Source organism: Bradyrhizobium lablabi (genome assembly GCF_018129385.1).
Classification (GTDB): Bacteria; Pseudomonadota; Alphaproteobacteria; order Rhizobiales; family Xanthobacteraceae; genus Bradyrhizobium; species Bradyrhizobium lablabi_C.
The window spans coordinates 120,683-141,512 of record NZ_JAFCLN010000013.1 but is presented as its reverse complement, the minus strand read 5'-3'; the positions used below and the strand labels follow the sequence as shown (position 1 = coordinate 141,512).

The window sequence follows — 20,830 nt, the reverse complement described above, 5'->3', positions numbered from 1 at the left end:
CATGCCCGGCCTTGTGCCGGGCATCCACGTCTTGGATTGCGTTAAGACGTGGATGGCCGGGACAAGCCCGGCCATGACGCCTGTTGTGAACTTTCGGACACCGACGCAATCACCAGTTCGGGCTTCCCCGGCCGCACCACCGGTACATCGCGCGGATCGTGACCAGGATTCCCCGATGTAAAGGTCTTGCTGCGCGTTACCAGGAAATCGACGATGTGGTTGCGCAGCGCATAGTAATAGGGATGGCGGTGCAGATCGATGCGGCCGCGATCCTTGGGCAGCGGATTTTCGACGATCTCGGCGAGCACCGCGCCCGGGCCGTTGGTCATCAGGAAAATCTTGTCGGCGAGATAAATCGCTTCGTCCACGTCATGGGTGATCATGAACGCGGTCTGGCCGGTCTCGAGGCAAATGCGGCGCACCTCGTCCTGTAAGGTGCCGCGCGTGAGTGCATCCAGCGCCGAGAACGGCTCGTCCATCAGCATGATTTTTGGCGTGATCGACAGCGCGCGGGCGATGCCGACCCGCTGCTTCATGCCGCCGGACAGTTCCGACGGCCGCTTGTGCTCGGAGCCGGTCAGGCCCACGAGATCGATAAACTTTTGCGCGTGCGCCTTGACCTTGGCGCGATCCCAGTTGCGCCATTTCGAGGTGACGGCATAGGCGACGTTGCCGAGGACGGTGCGCCACGGCAGTAGCGCGTGGCTCTGAAAAATCACGGCGCGGTCCAGACTCGTGCCCTCGATCGCCTGGCCGTCGACGATCACCGCGCCGTCGCTCGGCTCATCGAGGCCCGCGAGAATATTCAGCACCGTGGTCTTGCCGCAGCCGGAATGGCCGATCACGCAGCCGAACTCGCCGCGCGACATCGACAGCCAGAGGTTTTCGAACACCGTGGTGGTGCCGCCCGGCGCCGGATAGCGCTTGGCGATGCCTTCGATGGAGATGAATTTTTCGGTCACACCGCTCTACTCCGGAAACGTGACCATACGTGCGCAACGCGCGAGGACCTGGTCGAGCAGCATGCCGACGATGCCGATCAGCAAAATGGCGATGATGACGTTGGTGATCGAGAGATTGTTCCACTCGTTCCAGACGAAATAGCCGATGCCGGTGCCGCCAACCAGCATTTCGGCGGCGACGATCACCAGCCAGGCGATGCCGATGGAGATGCGCATGCCGGTGAGGATGGTCGGCGCCGCCGCGGGGAGGATCACGGTGAAAGCACGCCGGATGGTGCCAACCTCCAGCGTGCGCGCGACGTTGATCCACTCCTTGCGCACGCTGGCGACGCCGAACGCAGTGTTGAGCAGCATCGGCCACACCGAGCAGATGAAGATGACGAAGATCGCCGAGATCGAGGAATCCTTGATGGTGTAGAGCGCGAGCGGCATCCAGGCCAGTGGCGAGATCGGTTTAAGCACCTGGATGAAGGGATCGAGCGCCTTGCTGATCAGCGGCGACATCCCGATCAGAAAGCCGAGTGGGATTGCAACCAGCACGGCGAGGAGATAGCCGAGGCCGACGCGGGCGATGGAATAGCCGAGCTGGATGCCGAGCCCCTTGTCGTTCGGCCCGTTGTCGTAGAAGGGACGCTTGACGTGCTCCCACAGTTTGGCGCCGACATCGAGCGGGCCGGGCATCGCCGACTTGCCTTGCGTGGCGGTGATGCCCATCAGCTTGGCATATTCCGGGCTCATATTGCCGACGGCGGACGTGCTGCGCGTTGCGATGTGCCAGATGCCGAGGAAGGCGGCGAACAGCACGATCGAGACGATGGCCGCGCGGAAGCGAAGAGAGAAGGTCATCGCGCCCGTTCCCTCAGCCCGTCGTCCCGGCGAACGCCGGGGCCCATAACCCCAGGGAGCAATTTGGCGAAGATTCGTTGTTCGGTATTCCCACCGCCCACGATCGAAAGATTGCGCGGTATGGGTCCCGGCGTTCGCCGGGACGACGACGGCAGAGAGCGCAGACGCGCCTTGGAACTCACGACGACTTCCTGATCTTGAAGCTCGCGAGATAATCGTCTGGCTTGGCAGGATCGAAGGTCTTGCCCATCACCGAGAACGATTTGTAGGACGTCGCCGGCGGGCTCAATCCCATCTCGGCCATCACCTTCTTGGTGTCGGTGGCCAGATACACCTGCTCGGCGACGGCCTTGTAGTCGACATCGCCCTTGATCTGGCCCCAGCGCTTCATCTGGGTCAGCATCCACACCGCAAAGGACTGCCAGGGGAACGGATCGAAATCGACACGCTTCGGATCGGTTTTGACGCCGCCCAGGCCGTCGGCGTAAGTGCCGGTCAGCACCTGCTCCAGCACCGTGACGGGCGCGTTGATGTAGTTCGCCGGCGCGATGGCTTCCGCGATCTGCTTGCGGTTCTCCGCTTTCGAAGCAAAGGCGGTGGCATCGACGATCGCGCGGGTCAGCGCTGCAAAAGAATTAGGCGATGTGGTGATGAATTCTCGGCTGGCGGCAAAGGTGCAGCAGGGATGGCCGTCCCAGATCTCCTTGGAGAGTATGTGCATGAAGCCGACGCCGTCATAGATCGCGCGCTGGCAGATGTTGTCGGGCGCGAGGAAGCCGTCGATGTTGTCGGCACGGAGGTTCGCGACCATCTCCGGCGGCGGCACCGAGCGCAACTGCACATCGGTGTCGGGGTCGAGCCCGTGCTCGGCGAGATAATAGCGCAGCAGGTAATTGTGCATGGAATAGTCGAAGGGGATGGCGAACTTCATGCCCTTCCAGTCCTTCGGGTCGCGCTTGTCCTTGTGCTTCATGGCAAGCGTGATGCCCTGCCCGTTGATGTTCTCGATCGCGGGCACGGTGAAGGGAATCGCATTAGCGCCAAGGCCGAGCGTGATCGCGATCGGCATCGGCGCCAGCATGTGGGAGGCGTCGTATTCCTTGTTGATGGTCTTGTCGCGGATCACGGCCCAGCCGGCAGTCTTCACCACTTCGACATTGAGGCCGTTCTTGGCGTAAAAACCCATCGGCGCCGCCATGATGATCGGCGTCGCGCAGGTGATCGGGATGAAGCCGACTTTCAGATCCTTCTTCTCCGGCGCACCGGATTGCGCAAACACCTCGGTCGCGGTCTTCAGCGGGAAGAATTGCGACAGCGCGGCGAGCGCGGTCGAGGCGCCGACCGATTTCAGGAAGGCGCGGCGCGCCGCGTCCTTGGGAAACACTGCACGCATCACCGCCGATGCGACGACGCCCTCGTAGCGCTTTTCCTCGCTCGAGACAGGCGTCACCGGCTCGCAACGCAGCGTCCGTTCGGCATATTCATGCTCCGCCGCCGAGCGATGCTGGCCGCAGACGCAGCCGGCGGAAAGTTTCCGGTCGGAATCGAAGGGATCATCGAAGGTAGACATGCTGCGCCCCTTTGTCACACCGGACGGTTCGCAAAGGCTCGCTCCGCGCCCATCCGGACAATTTTTCATCGCCCGGCCGCTTTTTGCGCCGCCGGGCGATGACAAGCATGCAGGTTCTGTGCCGTTTTATGCCGCTTTGCCTGTTACGCGGGCAGCAGTCGGAAGACCCTCGTCGATCGGCAGCGACGGGTCGCGCGACCACTCGTTCCAGGAGCCGAAATACATCCGGACATCCTTCACCCCGGCGTTCTTCAGCGCGAGGAAGGTGTTGGAAGCCCGCGCGCCCTTGAAGCAGTAGAGATAGACCGGGGTGTTCTGGGAGATGCCGACGGTGGCGCATTCGGCCAGGATTTCGTCCTTCGACTTGAAGCGCGGCCCTTCCGCAGTCGGCTTCATCATGCGGTACCATTCCAGCCACACCGCGCCGGGGATACGGCCCTTGCGCGGGCAGAAATCCTTGCCGTACGGAGACGAGCTTTCGCCGATCCATTCATCGACATCGCGGACATCGAGCAGCGCGATGCTGGGCTTGTCGAGTGCCGCCAGCATGGTCTTGGCGTCGATCAGGATGTCGCCGGCTTCGGGGACGATCGAGAACGAGGCCTTCACCGGGCTCGGCACATCCGTGGTGGTCGGGAAGCCCGCCATCGCCCAGGCGTCGTAGCCGCCATGCAGCACTTTTACCTTGGGATAGCCGAGCATCGTGAGCAGGTAGTAGCCGCGGCAGGACTGGCCGAAGCCGGAGTTCATCGACTGCTCGTAGATGACCGCGGTTTCCTTGCCGGACAGGCCGGCCGCGCCGAAGGCATCGGCGAACTTGGTCTTCAGCTCGTGCATGCCCTCCGGCGTCGAGGTTGCAAGATAGGTGAAGATCTCATGCACGTTCACCGCGCCCGGCAGGTGGCCGGCCGCATAGGCGTCCGGGTTGCGCGTGTCGATGATCACGCAAGGTTCTTTCTTGATCAGTTCGGCGAGATCGCTGGCAGTAATCAGAACGTCCGTCATGGCAGGCCTCTCCTGTTGTGGTTGGTTAGCAGTCGGGGTGAACGGAACGCGCCATCAGAACTCCGCCAGCATCTTGCGAAGTTGTTTGGTGGCGGGCGTGACGATGGCGACGAAATAGGCCTCGCGCAGCCTTCGTTGGGCGCGATGGCTCTTCAGGTAGCCGCGCGCGCCGCAATGGAGCATCGCCGCATGCGCGACCGCGACGCTGGCATCGCCGAGGCGCAGCCGCAGCGCCACCACGCGGCGCCAGTAGCTGTCATCGGCGTTGTAGGGATCGCTCGCCAGCGCCATCCCCTCCTTCTCGAATTCCGCGTAGAGTTCGCGGAACTGAGTGGGTTGCTGCGGCAAATAGCGGTTGACGTGGCCGAGCGAGCCGTCGACCTCGTCCATGATGTTGATGCAGTCCTTCATCAGGCCGAGCGCCATGCCGGCCTGCAAAAGGATGAAGCCGGCGCGGATCTTCTTGACGAACGGTCCCGCCTGTTCGGCCAGGATCAATTCGTCCGGAACGAAGGCATCGCGAAACTGCACGCCATAGGTGCCGGTGCCGTCCATCGCGAGGAACGGCTTGCAGGGAGCAAGCGTGATGGCGGGATCGGAGCAGTCAGCGAGGAACATCACGGGCCCGCCGGGCTCGTCCTCACGCTCGAAGATGGTGCCGAAGAAATGGTCGGGCCCGAGATTCGACACCCAAGGCAGCGCGCCCTTGACGATGTAGCCGCCCTCGACCTTGCGGCCTTTCAGCTTGAATTTCTCGATGCCGAAGAACGTCTTCATCGGGTTGGACAGCCCGGTGCCGCCGAGCACGCGCCCGCTCGAAAAGCCGTCGCCGAACCGTGCCGCAAGCTTCAGGTTGCAGGAATTCGCGGCGTACCAGACCAGCGTGTTCTGGCACCAGGCCATGAAGGCGGTGGCGCCGCAGACTTCGCCAAGCGCCGCGATCGACTGGATCGCGCAGCGTAGATCCGCCGGCCCTTCCAGCGGGACATGGCTGCCCCATGCCCCGACCCTGCCGAGATCGCGCAACAACTCGGCGGGATAGACCGTGCCCTCATCGATCGCCGGCGCCAGCGGCGCCAGCTTCTGCCGCGCGATGCGCGCGACCTCGTCGGCAATGGAAGGTGCGGGCTGATCGGAAGTTTCGACCCGCGATAAAGCCAGTGAACCCATGGATCGTCTCCGCACCTTTTGCTTCGCGTTTGCTAGAGCGTGATGACTTTTCTTCGAAGCGTCATCGCGCTCTATCTTTTTGTTTGAGCATGATCTTTTCGGAAAACCGGTGTCCACTTTTCCGGATCATGCTCTACACGCCAACCTCGAGATTGACGGGCCGGGTAAAGGTGTTGGCGACCGGCGACCATTTCTTCACATGGGCGACCAGCGCGTTGATCTCGTCCTGCGAGATGCCCTCGCATTCCATGTCGACCTTCACGCGCACGTCGGTAAAGCCGACCGGCTTCTCGCTGACGTCGCCGGTGCCCCACACCGCGGTGATGTTGAGATCGCCCTCGAGCTCGAGTTCGAGCTTGTTGACGGTCCAGCCGCGATGCACGGCGTTGGCATGCAGGCCGACCGCAAGGCATGAGCCGAGCGCGGCAAGCGAGGCCTCCGACGGATTGGGCGCCGTGTCGTCGCCCAAAAGTCCCGGCGGCTCGTCGACGATGTAGGGCGCGAGGTTGCGGATGTAGTTGGCGTGGCGGAACTTGCCTTCGGCCACCGTCTTGCATTTCAAGGTCTTGATGACCTTGGGGTTGGCCTTGCCGTTGGCGATCAGTTGCTCGAGCCCGCCTTTGTCGATCGGCGCGAGGCAGCCTGTCAGCACTGTTTTTTGAGCGACCGCGGTCATCTATTTCTCTCCCTGGGAGTAGGATACCGAACGGTCTGTTTCCTGCACGAAGCGTGCCAGAATGCCGGCCAAATCGAAAGACGAAGCATTGCAGGCCGTTAGTGGCGCATGGCGCGAGATTGATCAGGAGAGGCTTGCTCAAAGCCGATGCAGTTGCTGCCCTGCCCGCGGTTCTTTTGAGCACAAACACAATGCCGCTTGATTGGAACCGCGCGCTCCGATTTACTTGCGCGCATGAGCAAATCAGCTTCGAAGAAGAAGTCGGCCGCGGCACGCATTGCCATCGATGACGAATCCGCACGCGGACGATTGCTGAGCGCGGCGACGCGCCTGTTCTGCAAGGACGGCATCAACGCCACCGGCATCGACGCCATCATCAACGAAGCCGGCACCGCGAAAACGACGCTCTACAAACTCTTCGGCTCGAAGACCAATCTCGTGCATGCCGTGCTGGAGAGCGAAGGCAGGCAGTGGCGCGAGTGGTTCATCGGCGCCATGGAGGAAGGCGGCGGCGATGCGCAGACCAAGCTGGCGCGGATCTTTCCGGCGCTGAAGAGCTGGTTCGGCGAGGAACGCTTTTACGGCTGTCCCTTCATCAACGCGGTTGCCGAGCACGACAAGGACCAGAAGCAGTTCCGAAACATCGCGATGCGGCACAAGAAGGTGGTTCTCGGCCATATCGAAAAGCTGGCGGGAGAAATGGGCGCGGCCCAGCCGGAAGTGCTCGCGCATCAGCTGGCGCTCTTGATCGACGGTGCGATCGTCGCTGCGATGGTGACGGGCAATCCGGGCGTCGCCGACACCGCAGCGCTGGCGGCGGGATCGCTGCTGGAGCCGGCGAAAGTGAAGAAGGCAAAGCGGGCTGCGGCTGCTCAGCTTGAGGCGGTGTGAGTCGTCGTCCCTGCGAAAGCAGGGACCCATAACCACAGGAGGATGTGGTTAGAACAAGCTGGAGCTCCAGCTTTCGCAAAATTCAATTCGGTGGTTATGGGTCCCGGCTCGCGCTTCGCTTGGCCGGGACGACGGAAGATTTATTTCCTCAAACTCGCTTCCACCTTCGCCAGCTCCGTCTGCAAATCGCGCTCGACATCGGCTGTTGTCATGCCGATCACCTTGTATCCCCTCGCCTCCAGCCACGTCCCCCGCGCGGCACGCTCTGCGACGATCACCTCCGTCTCGCCGGGATTGATCAGCTCGATCGCGATCCGGTGTACGAAGGAGACAAAATCCGGGATGTGGCGGCCGACCGGGGTCTGGCGCTTGAACTGGCCGGCAAAGCGGCGGTCGCGGCTCAGCGACTGCCACAGGATGCGCTCGGCATCGGTCGGATTCCGCCGCAGCATGCGGGCGAGCCCGCGCACCGTGCCGCTTTCCGAGGTCAGCGTGCCCTGCGCGTGCTCGGCGAGCAGCGCGCGCAGGCGCGTTGCCTGTTCGCCGTCGAGCACGCCGCCCTTGGCCGGCCCCTTGCGTCCCTCGGCGATCGCCATCACCACGCCGTGCAGGGTATGCATGTCCTGCTTGGTCGGCTCCATGCGGGTAAAAATGTTGCGCAAATTGACCAGCATGGTGTCGCGCTTCTCGGCGGGGCGCAGGAATTCGACCTTGTCGAGCTCGCGCACGAGATTTTCGAAGAATGCATCGATCTGGTGCTGGGAGGCGCGCTCGGAACGCTCCGGCATCTCGAACGGCAGCGCGCCGGCGGTTGCGAGCTTGAACCACTCATAGCCCATCAGCAGCACCGCCTGCGCCAGGTTGAGCGAGGCAAAGCCGGGATTGACGGGATAGGTGATGATGCGGTTGGCGAGCGCGACCTCGTCGTTCTCCAGCCCCGCGCGCTCCCGGCCGAACAGGATGCCGGCCCTGCCGCCGCCGGCGATGTGAGCGGTGATCTCCCGTGCCGCCCCCTCCGGCGCCACCACGGGCTTTGCCTGATCGTGCGCGCGGGCGGTGGTGGCGAACAACAGGTCGAGGTCGGCGACTGCCGCCTGCACCGTATCGAACAGCTCCGCCCGCTCCAGAATGTGGTCGGCACCGGCGGCGGCGCGTTGGGCGGCGATGTTCGGCCAGCCGTCGCGCGGCTTGACGATCCTCAACCGCGACAGCGCGAAATTGCCCATGGCGCGGGCGGTCATGCCGATGTTCTCGCCGAGCTGCGGCTCGACCAGAATCACAACAGGCCCTTCCAGGTCGCGGCCAGCCTTGGTCCTGTCGGTGCCCGATCCGGACATCACTTCACTTTCTGAATTCAAGTTCTGAGGATTTTGAACGAAGCCCGCAAAAGGCCGATTCAAAGCCTTGGTTTGGTTATCCAATTTCGGGCCTGTCTGGCAGGATTTTGCAGGGCTCACAATGCGCCTGGCGGCACTTTTTGAGCCACTGACACGGACCTGAATCGCCCGGGGGAACGTGAGGCTGCGGCGCCTCCGCGCAGGCGGCCATCCTTGGGCCGCGGATCGGCTTAAAGTGCATACCCGCTTGGCTTCCGCCCGCCCCCCGGCAGTGCTATAGCCCCGTCACATTTCCCGCCCGAGCCGCTCCAAGAAGCGCGCCATTCCAAAGAAGGCCCCCTCCGTCATGGCAAAAATCAAGGTGTCCAACCCCGTCGTCGAACTCGATGGCGACGAGATGACCCGGATCATCTGGCAATACATCAAGGACAAGCTGATCAACCCGTTCCTGGATGTCGAGCTGATCTATTTCGATCTCGGGATGGAACACCGCGACAAGACCAACGACCAGGTCACCATCGACGCCGCCAACGCCATCAAGAAGGTCGGCGTCGGCGTCAAATGCGCCACCATCACCCCGGACGAGGCCCGGGTGAAGGAATTCGGCCTGAAGGAAATGTGGAAGTCGCCGAACGGCACCATCCGCAACATCCTCGGCGGCGTGATCTTCCGCGAGCCGATCATCTGCAAGAACGTGCCGCGCCTCGTTCCCGGCTGGACCAAGCCGATCATCATCGGCCGCCACGCCTATGGCGACCAATACCGCGCCACCGACATCAAGTTCCCCAGCAAGGGCACGCTGTCGATGAAATTCGTCGGCGAGGACGGCACGGTGATCGAGCGCGAAGTGTTCAAGACGCCCGGCTCGGGCGTTGCGATGCAGATGTACAATCTCGACGATTCCATCATCGATTTCGCCCGCGCTTCCTTCAACTACGGCTTGATGCGCAACTATCCGGTCTACCTCTCGACCAAGAACACGATTCTCAAGGTCTATGACGGCCGCTTCAAGGACATCTTCCAGGACGTGTTCGACCGCGAGTTCAAGAAGCAGTTCGACGAGAAGCGGCTCACTTACGAACACCGCCTGATCGATGACATGGTGGCGTCCGCCCTGAAGTGGTCGGGCGGCTATGTCTGGGCCTGCAAGAACTACGACGGCGACGTGCAGTCCGACACGGTGGCGCAGGGCTACGGCTCGCTCGGCCTGATGACCTCGGTGCTGCTCACCCCCGACGGCAAGACGGTGGAAGCCGAAGCCGCGCACGGCACGGTGACCCGCCACTACCGCGAGCACCAGAAGGGCAAGGAGACCTCGACCAACTCGATCGCCTCGATCTTCGCCTGGACGCGCGGCCTCGCCCATCGCGCCAAGCTCGACAACAATCCGCAGCTCGCCAAATTCGCCGACACGCTGGAGAAGGTCTGCGTCGCCACCGTCGAGGAAGGCTACATGACCAAGGATCTGGCGCTGCTGGTCGGCGCCGACCAGCGCTGGCTGTCCACCACCGGCTTCCTCGACAAGGTGTCGGACAACCTCGCGAAGGCGATGGCGGCGTAAGCGGTCGCTGACAAGTTGCAAACATCAAAAGGCGGCCCTCGGGCCGCCTTTCTTGTTTGGCCATCGCACACCGCCGCGTTTTCGCCCCAAAGGATTTGCCTGCTGCGGCGGGTTTGTCTTGGCCGCTTCGCGGCTTGCAAGAAACTCATACTCGGGAGGACACAATGCCGGGTTGCAAGGCCGTTACACTCTCATTGCTGCTGTCGGCTGCGCCCGTGACGGCGTATGCCCAGACCCCGCTTCCCGACGCCATCGCAGCGCCGGGAGAAGCCGTTGTGCTCACCGCGCATGCCGAAGGTGCGCAGGTGTACGAATGCAAGGCCGGGGCCGACGGCAAGCTCGGCTGGGCGTTCCGCGAGCCGATCGCGACGCTGCTGGTGGATGGCAAGACCGTCGGCCGCCACTATGCCGGGCCGAGCTGGGAGCATGCCGACGGCAGCGCCGTGGTCGGCAAGGCCGTCGGTAATGCCCCCGGCGCGACGGCGAACGATATTCCCTGGCTGAAACTCGAGGTGGTTTCCCGGCGCGGCAGCGGCGTGCTCGCCGGCGTCACTACGGTGCAGCGGATCAATACAAGCGGCGGCAAGCTCGCGGGCGCCTGCGACAAGGCCGGCGCCTTCAGCAGCGTGCCCTACGCCGCGGACTATGTGTTCTCGCGCAAGGATTGAGCCGCTGGCGTGAATCGTAACGTGCAGATGCGGCGACTGGCCTGGGTCGGAGCGCTGGTCCTCATTGCCGCGGCGGCGATCTGGCTCAACAACAGCTCGCTCTGGACCGCGCCGGGGGCAAAGCCCACCTTGCTCGCGCATCGTGGGCTGGCGCAGACCTACGGCACAGAGGGCCTCACCGCGACGACCTGCACGGCAGCGCGTATCTTTCCACCCGAGCACGGCTTAATCGAAAACACCCTGCCCTCGATGCGCGCGGCCTTTGCCGCCGGCGCCGACATCGTCGAGCTCGATATTCATCCGACGACGGACGGCCAGTTCGCCGTGTTTCACGACTGGACGCTGGACTGCCGCACCGACGGCAAGGGCGTCACCCGCGAGCATTCGCTCCCAGACCTGAAGAGACTGGACGTCGGCTACGGCTATACCGCCGATGGCGGCAAGACCTGGCCGTTTCGCGGCAAGGGCGTCGGCTTGATGCCATCGCTGGACGAGGTGCTGGCCGCCTTTCCCGACAAGCGCTTTCTCATCCACATCAAGAGCAACGATCCCGCCGAGGGCCGACTGTTGGCGGCCCGGCTGCAATCATTGCCACAGGCGCAACTGCAACGGCTGATGATCTATGGCGGCGCGCTGCCGGTCGCGCAGGTGCGCGAAAGGCTCGACGTCGCGACGATGTCGGGAGCTACGCTAAAGCGCTGCCTGATCCGCTATCTCCTGCTCGGATGGTCCGGACATGTCCCCGCGGATTGCGAACGCAGCCTGCTGCTGGTCCCGGTTAACTATGCGCCATGGCTGTGGGGCTGGCCGAACCGCTTTCTCGCCCGCATGAACAAGCATCGATCCGGGGTCTTCGTCATCGGACCCCACGATGGCGAGGATTTCTCGAAGGGCATCGACCGGGTGGAAGATCTCACGCTGCTGCCGAAAGGATATGCCGGCGGTATCTGGACCAACCGGATCGACCGCATCGGGCCGGCGATAGCAAAGCAGTAGAGCGCGCCCCAGTCCCTATGTGACGCGCCGCACGGAGCCGGCATCCTGAATCCTCTTCCCTATTCCCGTGAATGGGGACCAACATGGATCGAAGATTGTCCTGCCTTGTCGAGGCGGCACGGTGTCTGGCGAAGGCACAGACCGACGCTGCCCGGCGGGAATACTGGATAGCCGAAGCAGAGAAATGGACCGAGCGGGCGGCCGAATACGAGCCGCTTTGCAAGAAGCCCGCGAACGATCCGTAACGCGCGAGGCCGGCCCTCAGGCGTCAGCCATCGCCTTTTCGATGGCCGAGAGCGCAGCGCTCGCCTTGGCGCCGTCGGGCCCGCCGGCCTGCGCCATGTCGGGCCGGCCGCCGCCTCCCTTGCCGCCGAGCGTGGCGGAAGCGATCTTGACGAGGTCGACCGCGCTGAAGCGCGAGGTGAGATCGGGCGTGACGCCGACCACCACACCGGCCTTGCCGTCCTCGGTGACGCCGACGATGGCGACGACGCCGGAGCCGATCTGCTTCTTGCCGTCATCGACCAGGCTCTTCAAATCCTTGGTCTCGACGCCCTCGACCGCGCGCGCCAGCAGCTTGACGTTGCCGACTTCGCGCACGCCGCCCGCCGCACCATTGCCGGCGGAAGCGCCGCCGCCCATCGCGAGCTTCTTGCGCGCATCCGAAAGATCGCGCTCGAGTTTCTTGCGCTCTTCCATCAGCGCGGCGATCCGAGCGGGAACGTCCTCGATCGACGTGCGCAATTCGGAGGCCGCCGCCTTCGCCAGCGCCATCGTGTCGTTGGCATGCTTGCGGGCGTGACGGCCGGTCAGCGCCTCGATGCGGCGCACGCCGGAAGCGACCGCGCTTTCGCTGGTGACCGAGATCAGGCCGATGTCGCCGGTGCGCTTGACATGGGTGCCGCCGCACAGTTCGACCGACCAGCCGAGCGCGTTCTGCCCGTGCTCGCGCGCCTGCCTGCCCATCGAGACTACGCGGACCTCGTCGCCGTATTTTTCGCCGAACAGCGCACGGGCGCCCGCCTCGCGCGCGTCATCGACGCCCATGATGCGGGTGGTGACCTCGTCGTTCTCCAGCACCACGTCGTTGGCGATGTCCTCGACGCGGGCGAGCTCTTCTGGCGTGATCGGCTTTGGATGCACGAAATCGAAGCGCAGGCGGTCCGGCGCGACCAGCGAGCCGCGCTGGGCGATGTGATCGCCGAGCACCTGGCGCAGCGCCTCATGCAAGAGATGCGTCGCCGAGTGATGGGCGCGGATCGACGCGCGCCTGCCGTGATCGACTTCCAATTGAAGCGCGGTGCCGGGCTTCAGCGTGCCCTGCTCCACGGTGCCGATGTGCACGAAGAGGTCGCCGGCTTTCTTCTGGGTGTCGGTGACGCGGAATTTGACGCCCTCGCCCGTGAGCACGCCGGTGTCGCCGACCTGGCCGCCGGACTCCGCATAGAACGGGGTCTGGTTCAGCACGATCGAGCCGGTCTCCCCTGGCTTGAGGCTGTCCGTCTCCTTGCCGTCCTTCACCAGCGCCGAGACGACGCCTTCGGCGCTCTCGGTCTCGTAGCCGAGGAATTCCGTCGGGCCGAGCTTTTCGCGCAGCGGGAACCAGACCGCTTCATCGGCGGCTTCGCCCGAACCGGCCCATGACGCACGCGCCTTCTCGCGCTGGCGATCCATCGCATCGGTGAAGGCCGCCTGATCGACGCTGATGCCGCGCGACTTCAGCGCGTCCTGCGTCAGGTCCAGCGGAAAACCATAGGTGTCGTACAGCGTGAAGGCGGTGTCGCCGTCGAACATGTCGCCTTTCTTCAGGCCGGCGCTCTTCTCGTCGAGGATGGCAAGGCCCCGCGCCAGCGTCTTGCGGAAGCGGGTCTCTTCCAGCCGCAGCGTTTCCTCGATCAGCTTTTCTGCGCGCACCAGCTCGGGGAAGGCCTGGCCCATCTCGCGCACCAGCGCCCAGACCAGGCGATGCATCAGCGGCTCGTTTGCCCCGAGGAGCTGCGCATGCCGCATCGCGCGGCGCATGATCCGGCGCAGCACATAGCCGCGGCCTTCGTTCGACGGCAGCACGCCGTCGGCAACGAGGAAGGCCGAGGAGCGCAGATGGTCCGCGATGACGCGGAACGAGGCGACGGTACCTTCCTTCGGGCCATGGCCGAGCGCGGACGCGGTGGCATCGATGAGGTTGCGGAACAGATCGGTCTCGAACACGCTGTCGACGCCCTGCATGATGGAGGCCATGCGCTCCAGCCCCATGCCGGTGTCGATCGAGGGACGCGGCAGCGGCTGGCGCTCCTCCTTCGTCACCTGCTCGAACTGCATGAAGACGAGATTCCAGAATTCGAGGAAGCGGTCGCCGTCCTCCTCCGGGCTGCCCGGCGGTCCGCCCCAGATATGCTCGCCGCGGTCGATGAAGATTTCCGAGCAGGGGCCGCACGGGCCGGTGTCGCCCATCGCCCAGAAATTATCCGAGGTCGCGATCCGGATGATGCGGTCGTCGGAAAAGCCGGCGATCTTCTTCCAGTGGCCGGCCGCCTCGTCGTCGGTGTGGTAGACGGTGACCAGCAGCTTGTCCTTCTTCAGCCCGAAATCCCTGGTAATCAGATTCCAGGCGAGTTCGATCGCGCGCTCCTTGAAGTAATCGCCGAACGAGAAGTTGCCGAGCATCTCGAAGAAGGTGAGATGGCGCGCGGTGTAGCCGACATTGTCGAGGTCGTTATGCTTGCCGCCGGCGCGCACGCATTTCTGCGACGTGGTGGCGCGCTGATAGGGCCGCTTCTCGACGCCGGTGAAGACGTTCTTGAACTGCACCATGCCGGCATTGGTGAACATCAGAGTGGGGTCGTTGCGCGGCACGAGCGGCGACGAGGCCACGATCTCGTGACCGTTGGCCTTGAAGTAGTTCAGAAAAGTCGACCTGATCTCGTTGACGCCGCTCATGTTCATCCAATCGGGGAAAGCTTTGCGGGAACGGCAGTTTCCCGGAAGAGACGCTTTTAGACATTGCCTGTGCGCCTGTCCAGAAACTGTGCAGGCGGATCATGGGCTTGCCGCAGCACACAAAGGGCCGTTGATAGCGCTTTCGCCGCGTTGACAGACTTGTGGGAGCCGTGTTTCCCTCCCATCTGCTAGACGACAGTCACGTCGGGAGAGATCGGCTTTGATGCCGGCGCCGAAGGAGCAACCGCCCCGGAAACTCTCAGGCAAACGGACCGCGTGACTTGAATGCATCTGGAAAGAGGCGCCGAAGGCCACAAGCCCTACGCGTCCGCCGACGGGATAATACTCTCAGGCACAGCGACAGATGGGGCTTTCTGCAGGATTTTTCGGGGGCTGGTCCCCGGGAACCTGCGAGGGCCTCTGTGATGCTTGCGCGCGAATCCGAAAACAGCCTGAAAACCACCCCGCTGCACGCGCTGCACATCAAGCGCGGCGGCAAAATGGTGCCGTTCGCGGGCTATGACATGCCCGTGCAATATCCCGCCGGCGTGCTGAAGGAACATCTGCACACCCGCGGTAGTGCCGGACTGTTCGATGTGTCCCATATGGGCCAGATCGTGCTGCGGGCAAAATCCGGCCGGGTGGAAAATGCCGCGCGCGCGCTGGAACGGCTGGTGCCGCAAGATATCGTGGCGGTTGCGCCGGGACGGCAGCGCTACGCCCAGTTCACCAATGACGCCGGCGGCATCCTGGACGATCTGATGGTCGCCAATTTCGGCGATCACCTGTTCCTGGTGGTCAATGCCGCCTGCAAGGCGGATGACGAGGCGCATCTGCGCGCCAAACTTTCCGATGACTGCATCATTGAGCCTTTGCCGAATCGTGCGCTGATCGCGTTGCAGGGGCCGAAGGCCGAAGCGGCTTTGACTAAAATTGGTGCAGATGTTTCCGCGATGAAATTCATGGATGCCGGTCCGCGCCGCATCGGCGCTTATGACTGTTTTGTGTCGCGCTCAGGCTATACCGGCGAGGACGGCTTTGAGATTTCCGTCCCGGCCGAACAGGCCGAGGCGCTGGTAACGGCGCTGCTCGACGATCCTGATGTGCTGCCGATCGGACTCGGCGCGCGTGACAGCCTGCGGCTCGAGGCCGGGCTTTGTCTTTACGGCCACGACATCGACACCACGACCACGCCGGTGGAAGCCGCGCTTGAATGGTCGGTGCAGAAGAGCCGCCGCAACGGCGGCGCGCGCGCCGGCGGGTTTCCGGGCGCGGAAAAGATTCTTTCGCAGTTCGACAAGGGCGCGCCGCGCCGCCGCGTCGGCCTGAAAGCGGAAGGCCGTGCACCGGTGCGCGAGGGCGCGCCGCTGTTTGCGGATGCGGCCTCCTCCGAACAGATCGGCAAGGTCACATCAGGCGGCTTCGGCCCGAGCCTCAATGCGCCGGTCGCGATGGGCTATGCCCCCTCCCCACTCGCTGCACTCGGCACGACCCTGTTCGCCGAAGTGCGCGGACAGCGCCTGCCGCTACAGGTCGCCGCCACGCCCTTCGTACCCAACACCTATAAACGCTAGAGGTTTTTCATGACGACGCTCTACACCTCCGACCACGAATGGCTTCGCATCGAAGGTGACGTCGCCACCATCGGCATCACCGATTACGCGCAGTCGCAGCTTGGCGATGTCGTGTTCATCGAGCTGCCGAAGGTCGGCCGTTCGTTCCAGAAGGCGGAAGCCGCCGCCGTGGTGGAATCGGTAAAAGCCGCCTCCGACGTCTATGCGCCGATCTCGGGCGAAGTGGTGGAAGTGAACGACGCGCTCGTAGCGGAACCTGCGCTGGTGAATTCCGATGCCGACGGCAAGGCGTGGTTTTTCAAGATCAAGATCGCCGACAAGGGCGAACTCGGCGGCCTGATGGATGAGGCCGCCTACGCAAAGCATACGGCCTGAGGTGAACACATGAACGCGCCGCTCAAACACACCAGCGAAGCCGCCACCACCTTCGTGCGCCGGCATATCGGCCCCTCGCCGCGCGATATCGGCGCGATGCTGGAGACGGTCGGCGCCAAAAGCCTCGCCGAGTTGATGGGCCAGACGCTGCCCTCCTCGATCCGGCAAAAGGCGCCGCTCGATCTCGGCCGCGCCTTGAGCGAGACGGAGGCACTCGCGCACATGACCGCGCTTGCTGCGCAGAACCAGGTATTCACCTCGCTGATCGGCACTGGCTATTCCGGCACGATCCTCCCCGCGGTTATTCAGCGCAACATTCTGGAGAATCCGGCCTGGTACACCGCCTATACGCCGTATCAGCCCGAGATCAGCCAGGGCCGGCTGGAAGCGCTGTTCAACTTCCAGACCATGATCTGCGACCTCACCGGGCTCGACGTCGCCAACGCCTCGCTGCTCGATGAAGGCACCGCCGCGGCGGAAGCAATGGCGCTGGCAGAGCGTGCCTCGCAGGTGAAGACGAAGGCGTTCTTTGTCGATGCCGAGGTGCATCCGCAGACGCTCGCCGTGCTGCGCACGCGGGCGGAGCCGCTGGGATGGAACGTCGTCGTCGGCGATCCCCTCACCGATCTCGACAAGGCCGAAATGTTCGGTGCGCTGCTGCAGTACCCGGGCACATCAGGCGTCGTGCGCGATCTGCGGCCGGCGATCGCGACGCTGCGTGCGAAGGGCGCGCTTGCCATCGTCACCGCCGACCTGCTGGCGCTGACGCTGCTGGCTTCGCCCGGCGAGCTCGGCGCCGATATCGCGGTCGGTTCTGCCCAGCGTTTCGGCGTGCCGATGGGCTATGGCGGCCCGCACGCGGCCTACATGGCGGTGCGCGATGCGCTGAAGCGTTCGCTGCCCGGCCGCATCGTTGGCCTCTCGGTGGATTCGCGGGGGCAGCCGGCCTATCGGCTCGCGCTACAGACGCGTGAGCAGCATATCCGGCGCGAAAAGGCGACTTCGAACATCTGCACCGCGCAGGTGCTGCTTGCGGTAATCGCCTCGATGTACGCGGTCTATCATGGCCCCGAGGGGCTGACCCACATCGCGCGCACGGTGCATCGCCGCGCCGCGGTGCTGGCGGCGGGACTGCGCAAGCTAGGCTTTGCGCCGCGGAGCGATGTGTTCTTCGATACGCTGACGGTCGATGCCGGCGGCAAGCAGAGCGAGATCGTCGCGCGCGCGGTTGCGGAAAGGATCAACCTCCGCATCGGCAACGGCATGCTCGGCATTGCGCTGGATGAGACCACGACGGCGGAGACCGTCGAGGCGGTGTGGCGCGCCTTCGGCGGCAAGCTGGCCTATGCCGAGATCGAAGTTGGCGTACGTGACACGCTGCCGGCCGAGTTGAAGCGCAAAAAAGCCTTCCTCGCCCATCCGGTGTTCCACGCGCATCGCTCGGAGACCGAACTGCTGCGCTACATGCGAAAACTGAGCGACCGCGATCTCGCGCTCGACCGCGCGATGATCCCGCTCGGTTCCTGCACCATGAAGCTGAATGCCACGACGGAAATGATCCCGCTGACCTGGCCGGCGTTCGGAAGCTTGCATCCGTTCGCGCCGCGCGAGCAGGCGGCGGGCTATCACGCGCTGTTCGCGCGGCTGGAAAAGTGGCTCGCCGACATCACCGGCTATGACGCGGTGTCGCTACAGCCGAATTCGGGCGCGCAGGGAGAATATGCCGGGCTGCTCGCGATCCGCGGCTATCACGCCGCACGCGGCGAGCCGCATCGCAAGGTGTGCCTCATCCCCTCCTCCGCGCACGGCACCAACCCGGCTTCCGCCGCGATGGTCGGCATGGATGTCGTGGTGGTCGCCTGCGATGCGCGCGGCGATGTCGACGTCGACGATCTGCGCGCCAAGGCGGAGAAGCATTCCAAAAATCTCGCGGCCGTGATGATCACCTATCCCTCGACCCATGGCGTGTTCGAGGAGCACATCCGCGACATCTGCGACATCGTCCATCAGCACGGCGGGCAGGTTTATCTCGACGGCGCCAATCTGAATGCGCAGGTCGGCCTCGCGCGGCCCGGCGACTACGGCGCCGATGTCAGCCATCTCAACCTGCACAAGACGTTCTGCATTCCGCATGGCGGCGGCGGCCCCGGCATGGGCCCGATCGGCGTAAGGGCGCATCTCGCACCGTTCCTGCCGGGCCATCCCTTTACGGACGGCGCGACACCGCATCCGGTCGGTCCGGTGTCGGCAGCTCCATCAGGCTCGGCGTCGATCCTCACCATCTCCTACATCTACATCCTGACGATGGGCGGCGAAGGCTTGCAACGCGCGACCGAGATCGCGATTTTGAACGCGAACTACATCGCAGCACGTCTCCAGCCGCATTTCCCGGTGCTGTACCGGAATGCAAAAGGCCGCGTCGCGCATGAATGCATCGTCGATCCCCGTCCGCTGAAGAATTCGGCCGGCGTCACCGTCGACGATATCGCCAAGCGGCTGATCGACTACGGCTTCCATGCCCCGACCATGAGTTTCCCGGTGCCGGGCACGCTGATGATCGAGCCGACCGAGTCGGAATCGAAGATGGAGCTGGACCGCTTTTGCGACGCCATGATCGCGATCCGCAACGAAATCGCCGAGATCGAAGCCGGCCGCTGGAAGGTCGAGGTCTCGCCGCTGCGCAATGCGCCGCACACCGTGCACGACATCGCGGATGATGCGTGGGCCCGCCCCTACAGCCGCGCCGAGGGCTGCTTCCCGGCGGGTGTGTCGCGCTCGGACAAATACTGGAGCCCGGTTGGCCGCGTCGACAACGTCTACGGCGACCGCAACCTGGTGTGCTCGTGCCCGCCGGTGACGGATTATGCCGAGGCGGCGGAGTAAAAACCAGACCTCGTGTCCCGGACGCGATGCAGCGCTCTTGCGCTGCTTCGCAGAACCGGGACCCACACCTGTTTGTGCAGAAGCGATGGGGCCCGGCTCAGCAGCGCACCACACCGCTTCGCGGTGCGTTGCACTGCGTCCGGGACGCGATAGAAGCCTTTGAGGCATTCAAAACACAAACAAAATGGGCGCCAAAGACGTCGGCAACTCAACGTCTTCAGCGCCCGCTCTCTTGAAACACGAGCTTCAGATCAAAACCTCATTCCTCCGGTTCGACGCCATCGGCGTCGCGCTCGGGGGTGCCGGCAAGAATCTGCTCGGAGATCAGGCCGGAATTTTGCCGGATCGAGGTCTCGATCTTTGCGGTGACGTCCGGATTGGCCTTCAAAAACGCCTTGGCGTTCTCGCGGCCCTGGCCGAGGCGCTGGCTGTCATAGGAGAACCAGGCGCCGGATTTTTCGACGATGCCGGCCTTGACGCCGAGGTCGAGGATCTCGCCCATCTTGGAGACGCCCTCGCCATACATGATGTCGAACTCGACCTGCTTGAACGGCGGCGCCAGCTTGTTCTTCACGACCTTTACGCGGGTGGTGTTGCCGACCACCTCGTCGCGCTCCTTGATGGCGCCGATGCGGCGGATGTCGAGGCGGACGGAGGCGTAAAATTTCAGAGCGTTGCCGCCGGTGGTGGTTTCGGGAGAGCCGTACATCACGCCGATCTTCATGCGGATCTGGTTGATGAAGATCACCATGGTGTTGGACTTGTTGATCGACGCGGTGAGCTTGCGCAGCGCCTGGCTCATCAAACGAGCTTGAAGTCCGGGCAGCGCATCGCCCATCTCGCCTTCGAGCTCGGCCTTCGGCACCAGCGCTGCGACCGAGTCCACCACCAGCACGTCGACCGCGCCGGAGCGCACCAGCGTGTCGCAGATTTCCAGCGCCTGCTCGCCGGTGTCCGGCTGCGAGATCAGGAGTTCATCGATGTTGACGCCAAGCTTGCGCGCATAGACCGGATCGAGCGCGTGCTCGGCGTCGATGAAGGCGCAGATGCCGCCCTTCTTCTGGCCTTCCGCCACCGTATGCAGCGCCAGCGTGGTTTTGCCCGACGATTCCGGTCCGTAGATCTCGACCACGCGTCCCTTGGGCAGGCCGCCGACGCCGAGCGCGATATCGAGCCCGAGCGAGCCCGACGACACCGTCTCGACATCCATCGAGCGGTCGTTCTTGCCGAGCTTCATCACAGACCCCTTGCCGAACTGACGTTCGATCTGGGACAGCGCGGCGGACAGCGCCTTGGACTTATCCATGGAGGATCCTTCGACGATACGCAGGGCAGTAGCGGACATAGGTGGTGCTCCTTATGGCGGATTCGCAGGCGGC

The 20,830-nt window shown here is 64.0% G+C and carries 17 protein-coding genes and 1 riboswitch; of the genes, 8 read left to right on the top strand and 9 right to left on the bottom strand.

Annotated features, from left to right (window positions below; translation table 11 throughout):
• Positions 1 to 41: 41 nt before the first annotated feature.
• From JQ628_RS23075 to JQ628_RS23050, 6 genes are all read right to left on the bottom strand, one after another.
• Positions 42 to 962 (bottom strand): ABC transporter ATP-binding protein, encoded by a 921-nt coding sequence (locus JQ628_RS23075; protein WP_212225587.1) that lies wholly within the window; start codon positions 960 to 962, stop codon positions 42 to 44.
• Positions 963 to 968: 6 nt separating this feature from the next.
• The gene (gene ntrB, locus JQ628_RS23070) at positions 969 to 1,808 is read right to left on the bottom strand and encodes a nitrate ABC transporter permease (protein WP_212225586.1); all 840 of its coding nucleotides are present in this window, start codon (positions 1,806 to 1,808) and stop codon (positions 969 to 971) included.
• A 178-nt stretch (positions 1,809 to 1,986) separates the two neighbouring features.
• Positions 1,987 to 3,378: a CmpA/NrtA family ABC transporter substrate-binding protein gene (locus JQ628_RS23065; protein WP_212225585.1), complete on the bottom strand. Its 1,392-nt coding sequence runs from the start codon at positions 3,376 to 3,378 to the stop codon at positions 1,987 to 1,989.
• Positions 3,379 to 3,504: 126 nt separating this feature from the next.
• Complete coding sequence (locus tag JQ628_RS23060) at positions 3,505 to 4,383, bottom strand: sulfurtransferase (protein WP_212225584.1); 879 nt, start codon at positions 4,381 to 4,383, stop codon at positions 3,505 to 3,507.
• Positions 4,384 to 4,437: 54 nt separating this feature from the next.
• On the bottom strand, positions 4,438 to 5,553 hold the full coding sequence (locus JQ628_RS23055; protein ID WP_212225583.1) for an acyl-CoA dehydrogenase family protein: 1,116 nt from the start codon (positions 5,551 to 5,553) through the stop codon (positions 4,438 to 4,440).
• A 133-nt stretch (positions 5,554 to 5,686) separates the two neighbouring features.
• Complete coding sequence (locus tag JQ628_RS23050) at positions 5,687 to 6,229, bottom strand: OsmC family protein (RefSeq protein ID WP_212225582.1); 543 nt, start codon at positions 6,227 to 6,229, stop codon at positions 5,687 to 5,689.
• Positions 6,230 to 6,463: 234 nt separating this feature from the next.
• On the opposite strand from JQ628_RS23050, the gene JQ628_RS23045 reads away from it, so the two are divergent.
• Entirely contained in the window at positions 6,464 to 7,120 is a 657-nt protein-coding gene (locus tag JQ628_RS23045; protein ID WP_212225581.1) for a TetR/AcrR family transcriptional regulator, read from the top strand.
• Positions 7,121 to 7,260: 140 nt separating this feature from the next.
• Here JQ628_RS23045 and JQ628_RS23040 read toward each other — a convergent pair whose 3' ends face one another.
• A complete protein-coding gene (locus JQ628_RS23040; RefSeq protein WP_212225580.1) occupies positions 7,261 to 8,457 on the bottom strand; it encodes a TrmJ/YjtD family RNA methyltransferase in 1,197 nt (398 codons plus the stop codon).
• Between the two features lie 346 nt (positions 8,458 to 8,803).
• Here JQ628_RS23040 and JQ628_RS23035 point away from each other — a divergent pair, with 346 nt between their 5' ends.
• The 4 genes from JQ628_RS23035 (at position 8,804) to JQ628_RS23020 (ending at position 11,927) form a co-directional block, all read left to right on the top strand.
• Positions 8,804 to 10,018: an NADP-dependent isocitrate dehydrogenase gene (locus JQ628_RS23035; RefSeq protein ID WP_212225579.1), complete on the top strand. Its 1,215-nt coding sequence runs from the start codon at positions 8,804 to 8,806 to the stop codon at positions 10,016 to 10,018.
• A gap of 164 nt (positions 10,019 to 10,182) precedes the next feature.
• Positions 10,183 to 10,686, top strand: a complete 504-nt coding sequence (locus JQ628_RS23030; protein ID WP_212225577.1) for a DUF3455 domain-containing protein — start codon at positions 10,183 to 10,185, stop codon at positions 10,684 to 10,686.
• 27 nt (positions 10,687 to 10,713) lie between these two features.
• Positions 10,714 to 11,682, top strand: coding sequence for a glycerophosphodiester phosphodiesterase family protein (locus JQ628_RS23025; protein ID WP_212225654.1), 969 nt, complete (start codon positions 10,714 to 10,716; stop codon positions 11,680 to 11,682).
• A gap of 83 nt (positions 11,683 to 11,765) precedes the next feature.
• Entirely contained in the window at positions 11,766 to 11,927 is a 162-nt protein-coding gene (locus tag JQ628_RS23020) for a hypothetical protein (RefSeq protein WP_212225576.1), read from the top strand.
• Between the two features lie 16 nt (positions 11,928 to 11,943).
• On the opposite strand, the gene alaS is transcribed toward JQ628_RS23020, so the two are convergent.
• Complete coding sequence (gene alaS / locus JQ628_RS23015) at positions 11,944 to 14,619, bottom strand: alanine--tRNA ligase (RefSeq protein ID WP_212225575.1); 2,676 nt, start codon at positions 14,617 to 14,619, stop codon at positions 11,944 to 11,946.
• 195 nt (positions 14,620 to 14,814) lie between these two features.
• Positions 14,815 to 14,903, top strand: a riboswitch (glycine riboswitch).
• A 141-nt stretch (positions 14,904 to 15,044) separates the two neighbouring features.
• Here alaS and gcvT point away from each other — a divergent pair.
• The 3 genes from gcvT to gcvP are packed head-to-tail and all read left to right on the top strand — an operon-like array spanning position 15,045 to position 19,451.
• Complete coding sequence (gene gcvT / locus JQ628_RS23010) at positions 15,045 to 16,193, top strand: glycine cleavage system aminomethyltransferase GcvT (RefSeq protein WP_212225574.1); 1,149 nt, start codon at positions 15,045 to 15,047, stop codon at positions 16,191 to 16,193.
• Between the two features lie 9 nt (positions 16,194 to 16,202).
• The gene (gene gcvH, locus JQ628_RS23005; protein ID WP_212225573.1) at positions 16,203 to 16,568 is read left to right on the top strand and encodes a glycine cleavage system protein GcvH; all 366 of its coding nucleotides are present in this window, start codon (positions 16,203 to 16,205) and stop codon (positions 16,566 to 16,568) included.
• A gap of 9 nt (positions 16,569 to 16,577) precedes the next feature.
• Positions 16,578 to 19,451: an aminomethyl-transferring glycine dehydrogenase gene (gcvP, locus tag JQ628_RS23000; RefSeq protein ID WP_212225572.1), complete on the top strand. Its 2,874-nt coding sequence runs from the start codon at positions 16,578 to 16,580 to the stop codon at positions 19,449 to 19,451.
• A 259-nt stretch (positions 19,452 to 19,710) separates the two neighbouring features.
• Here gcvP and recA read toward each other — a convergent pair whose 3' ends face one another.
• A complete protein-coding gene (gene recA, locus JQ628_RS22995; protein WP_212225571.1) occupies positions 19,711 to 20,796 on the bottom strand; it encodes a recombinase RecA in 1,086 nt (361 codons plus the stop codon).
• Between the last annotated feature and the right edge of the window lie 34 nt (positions 20,797 to 20,830).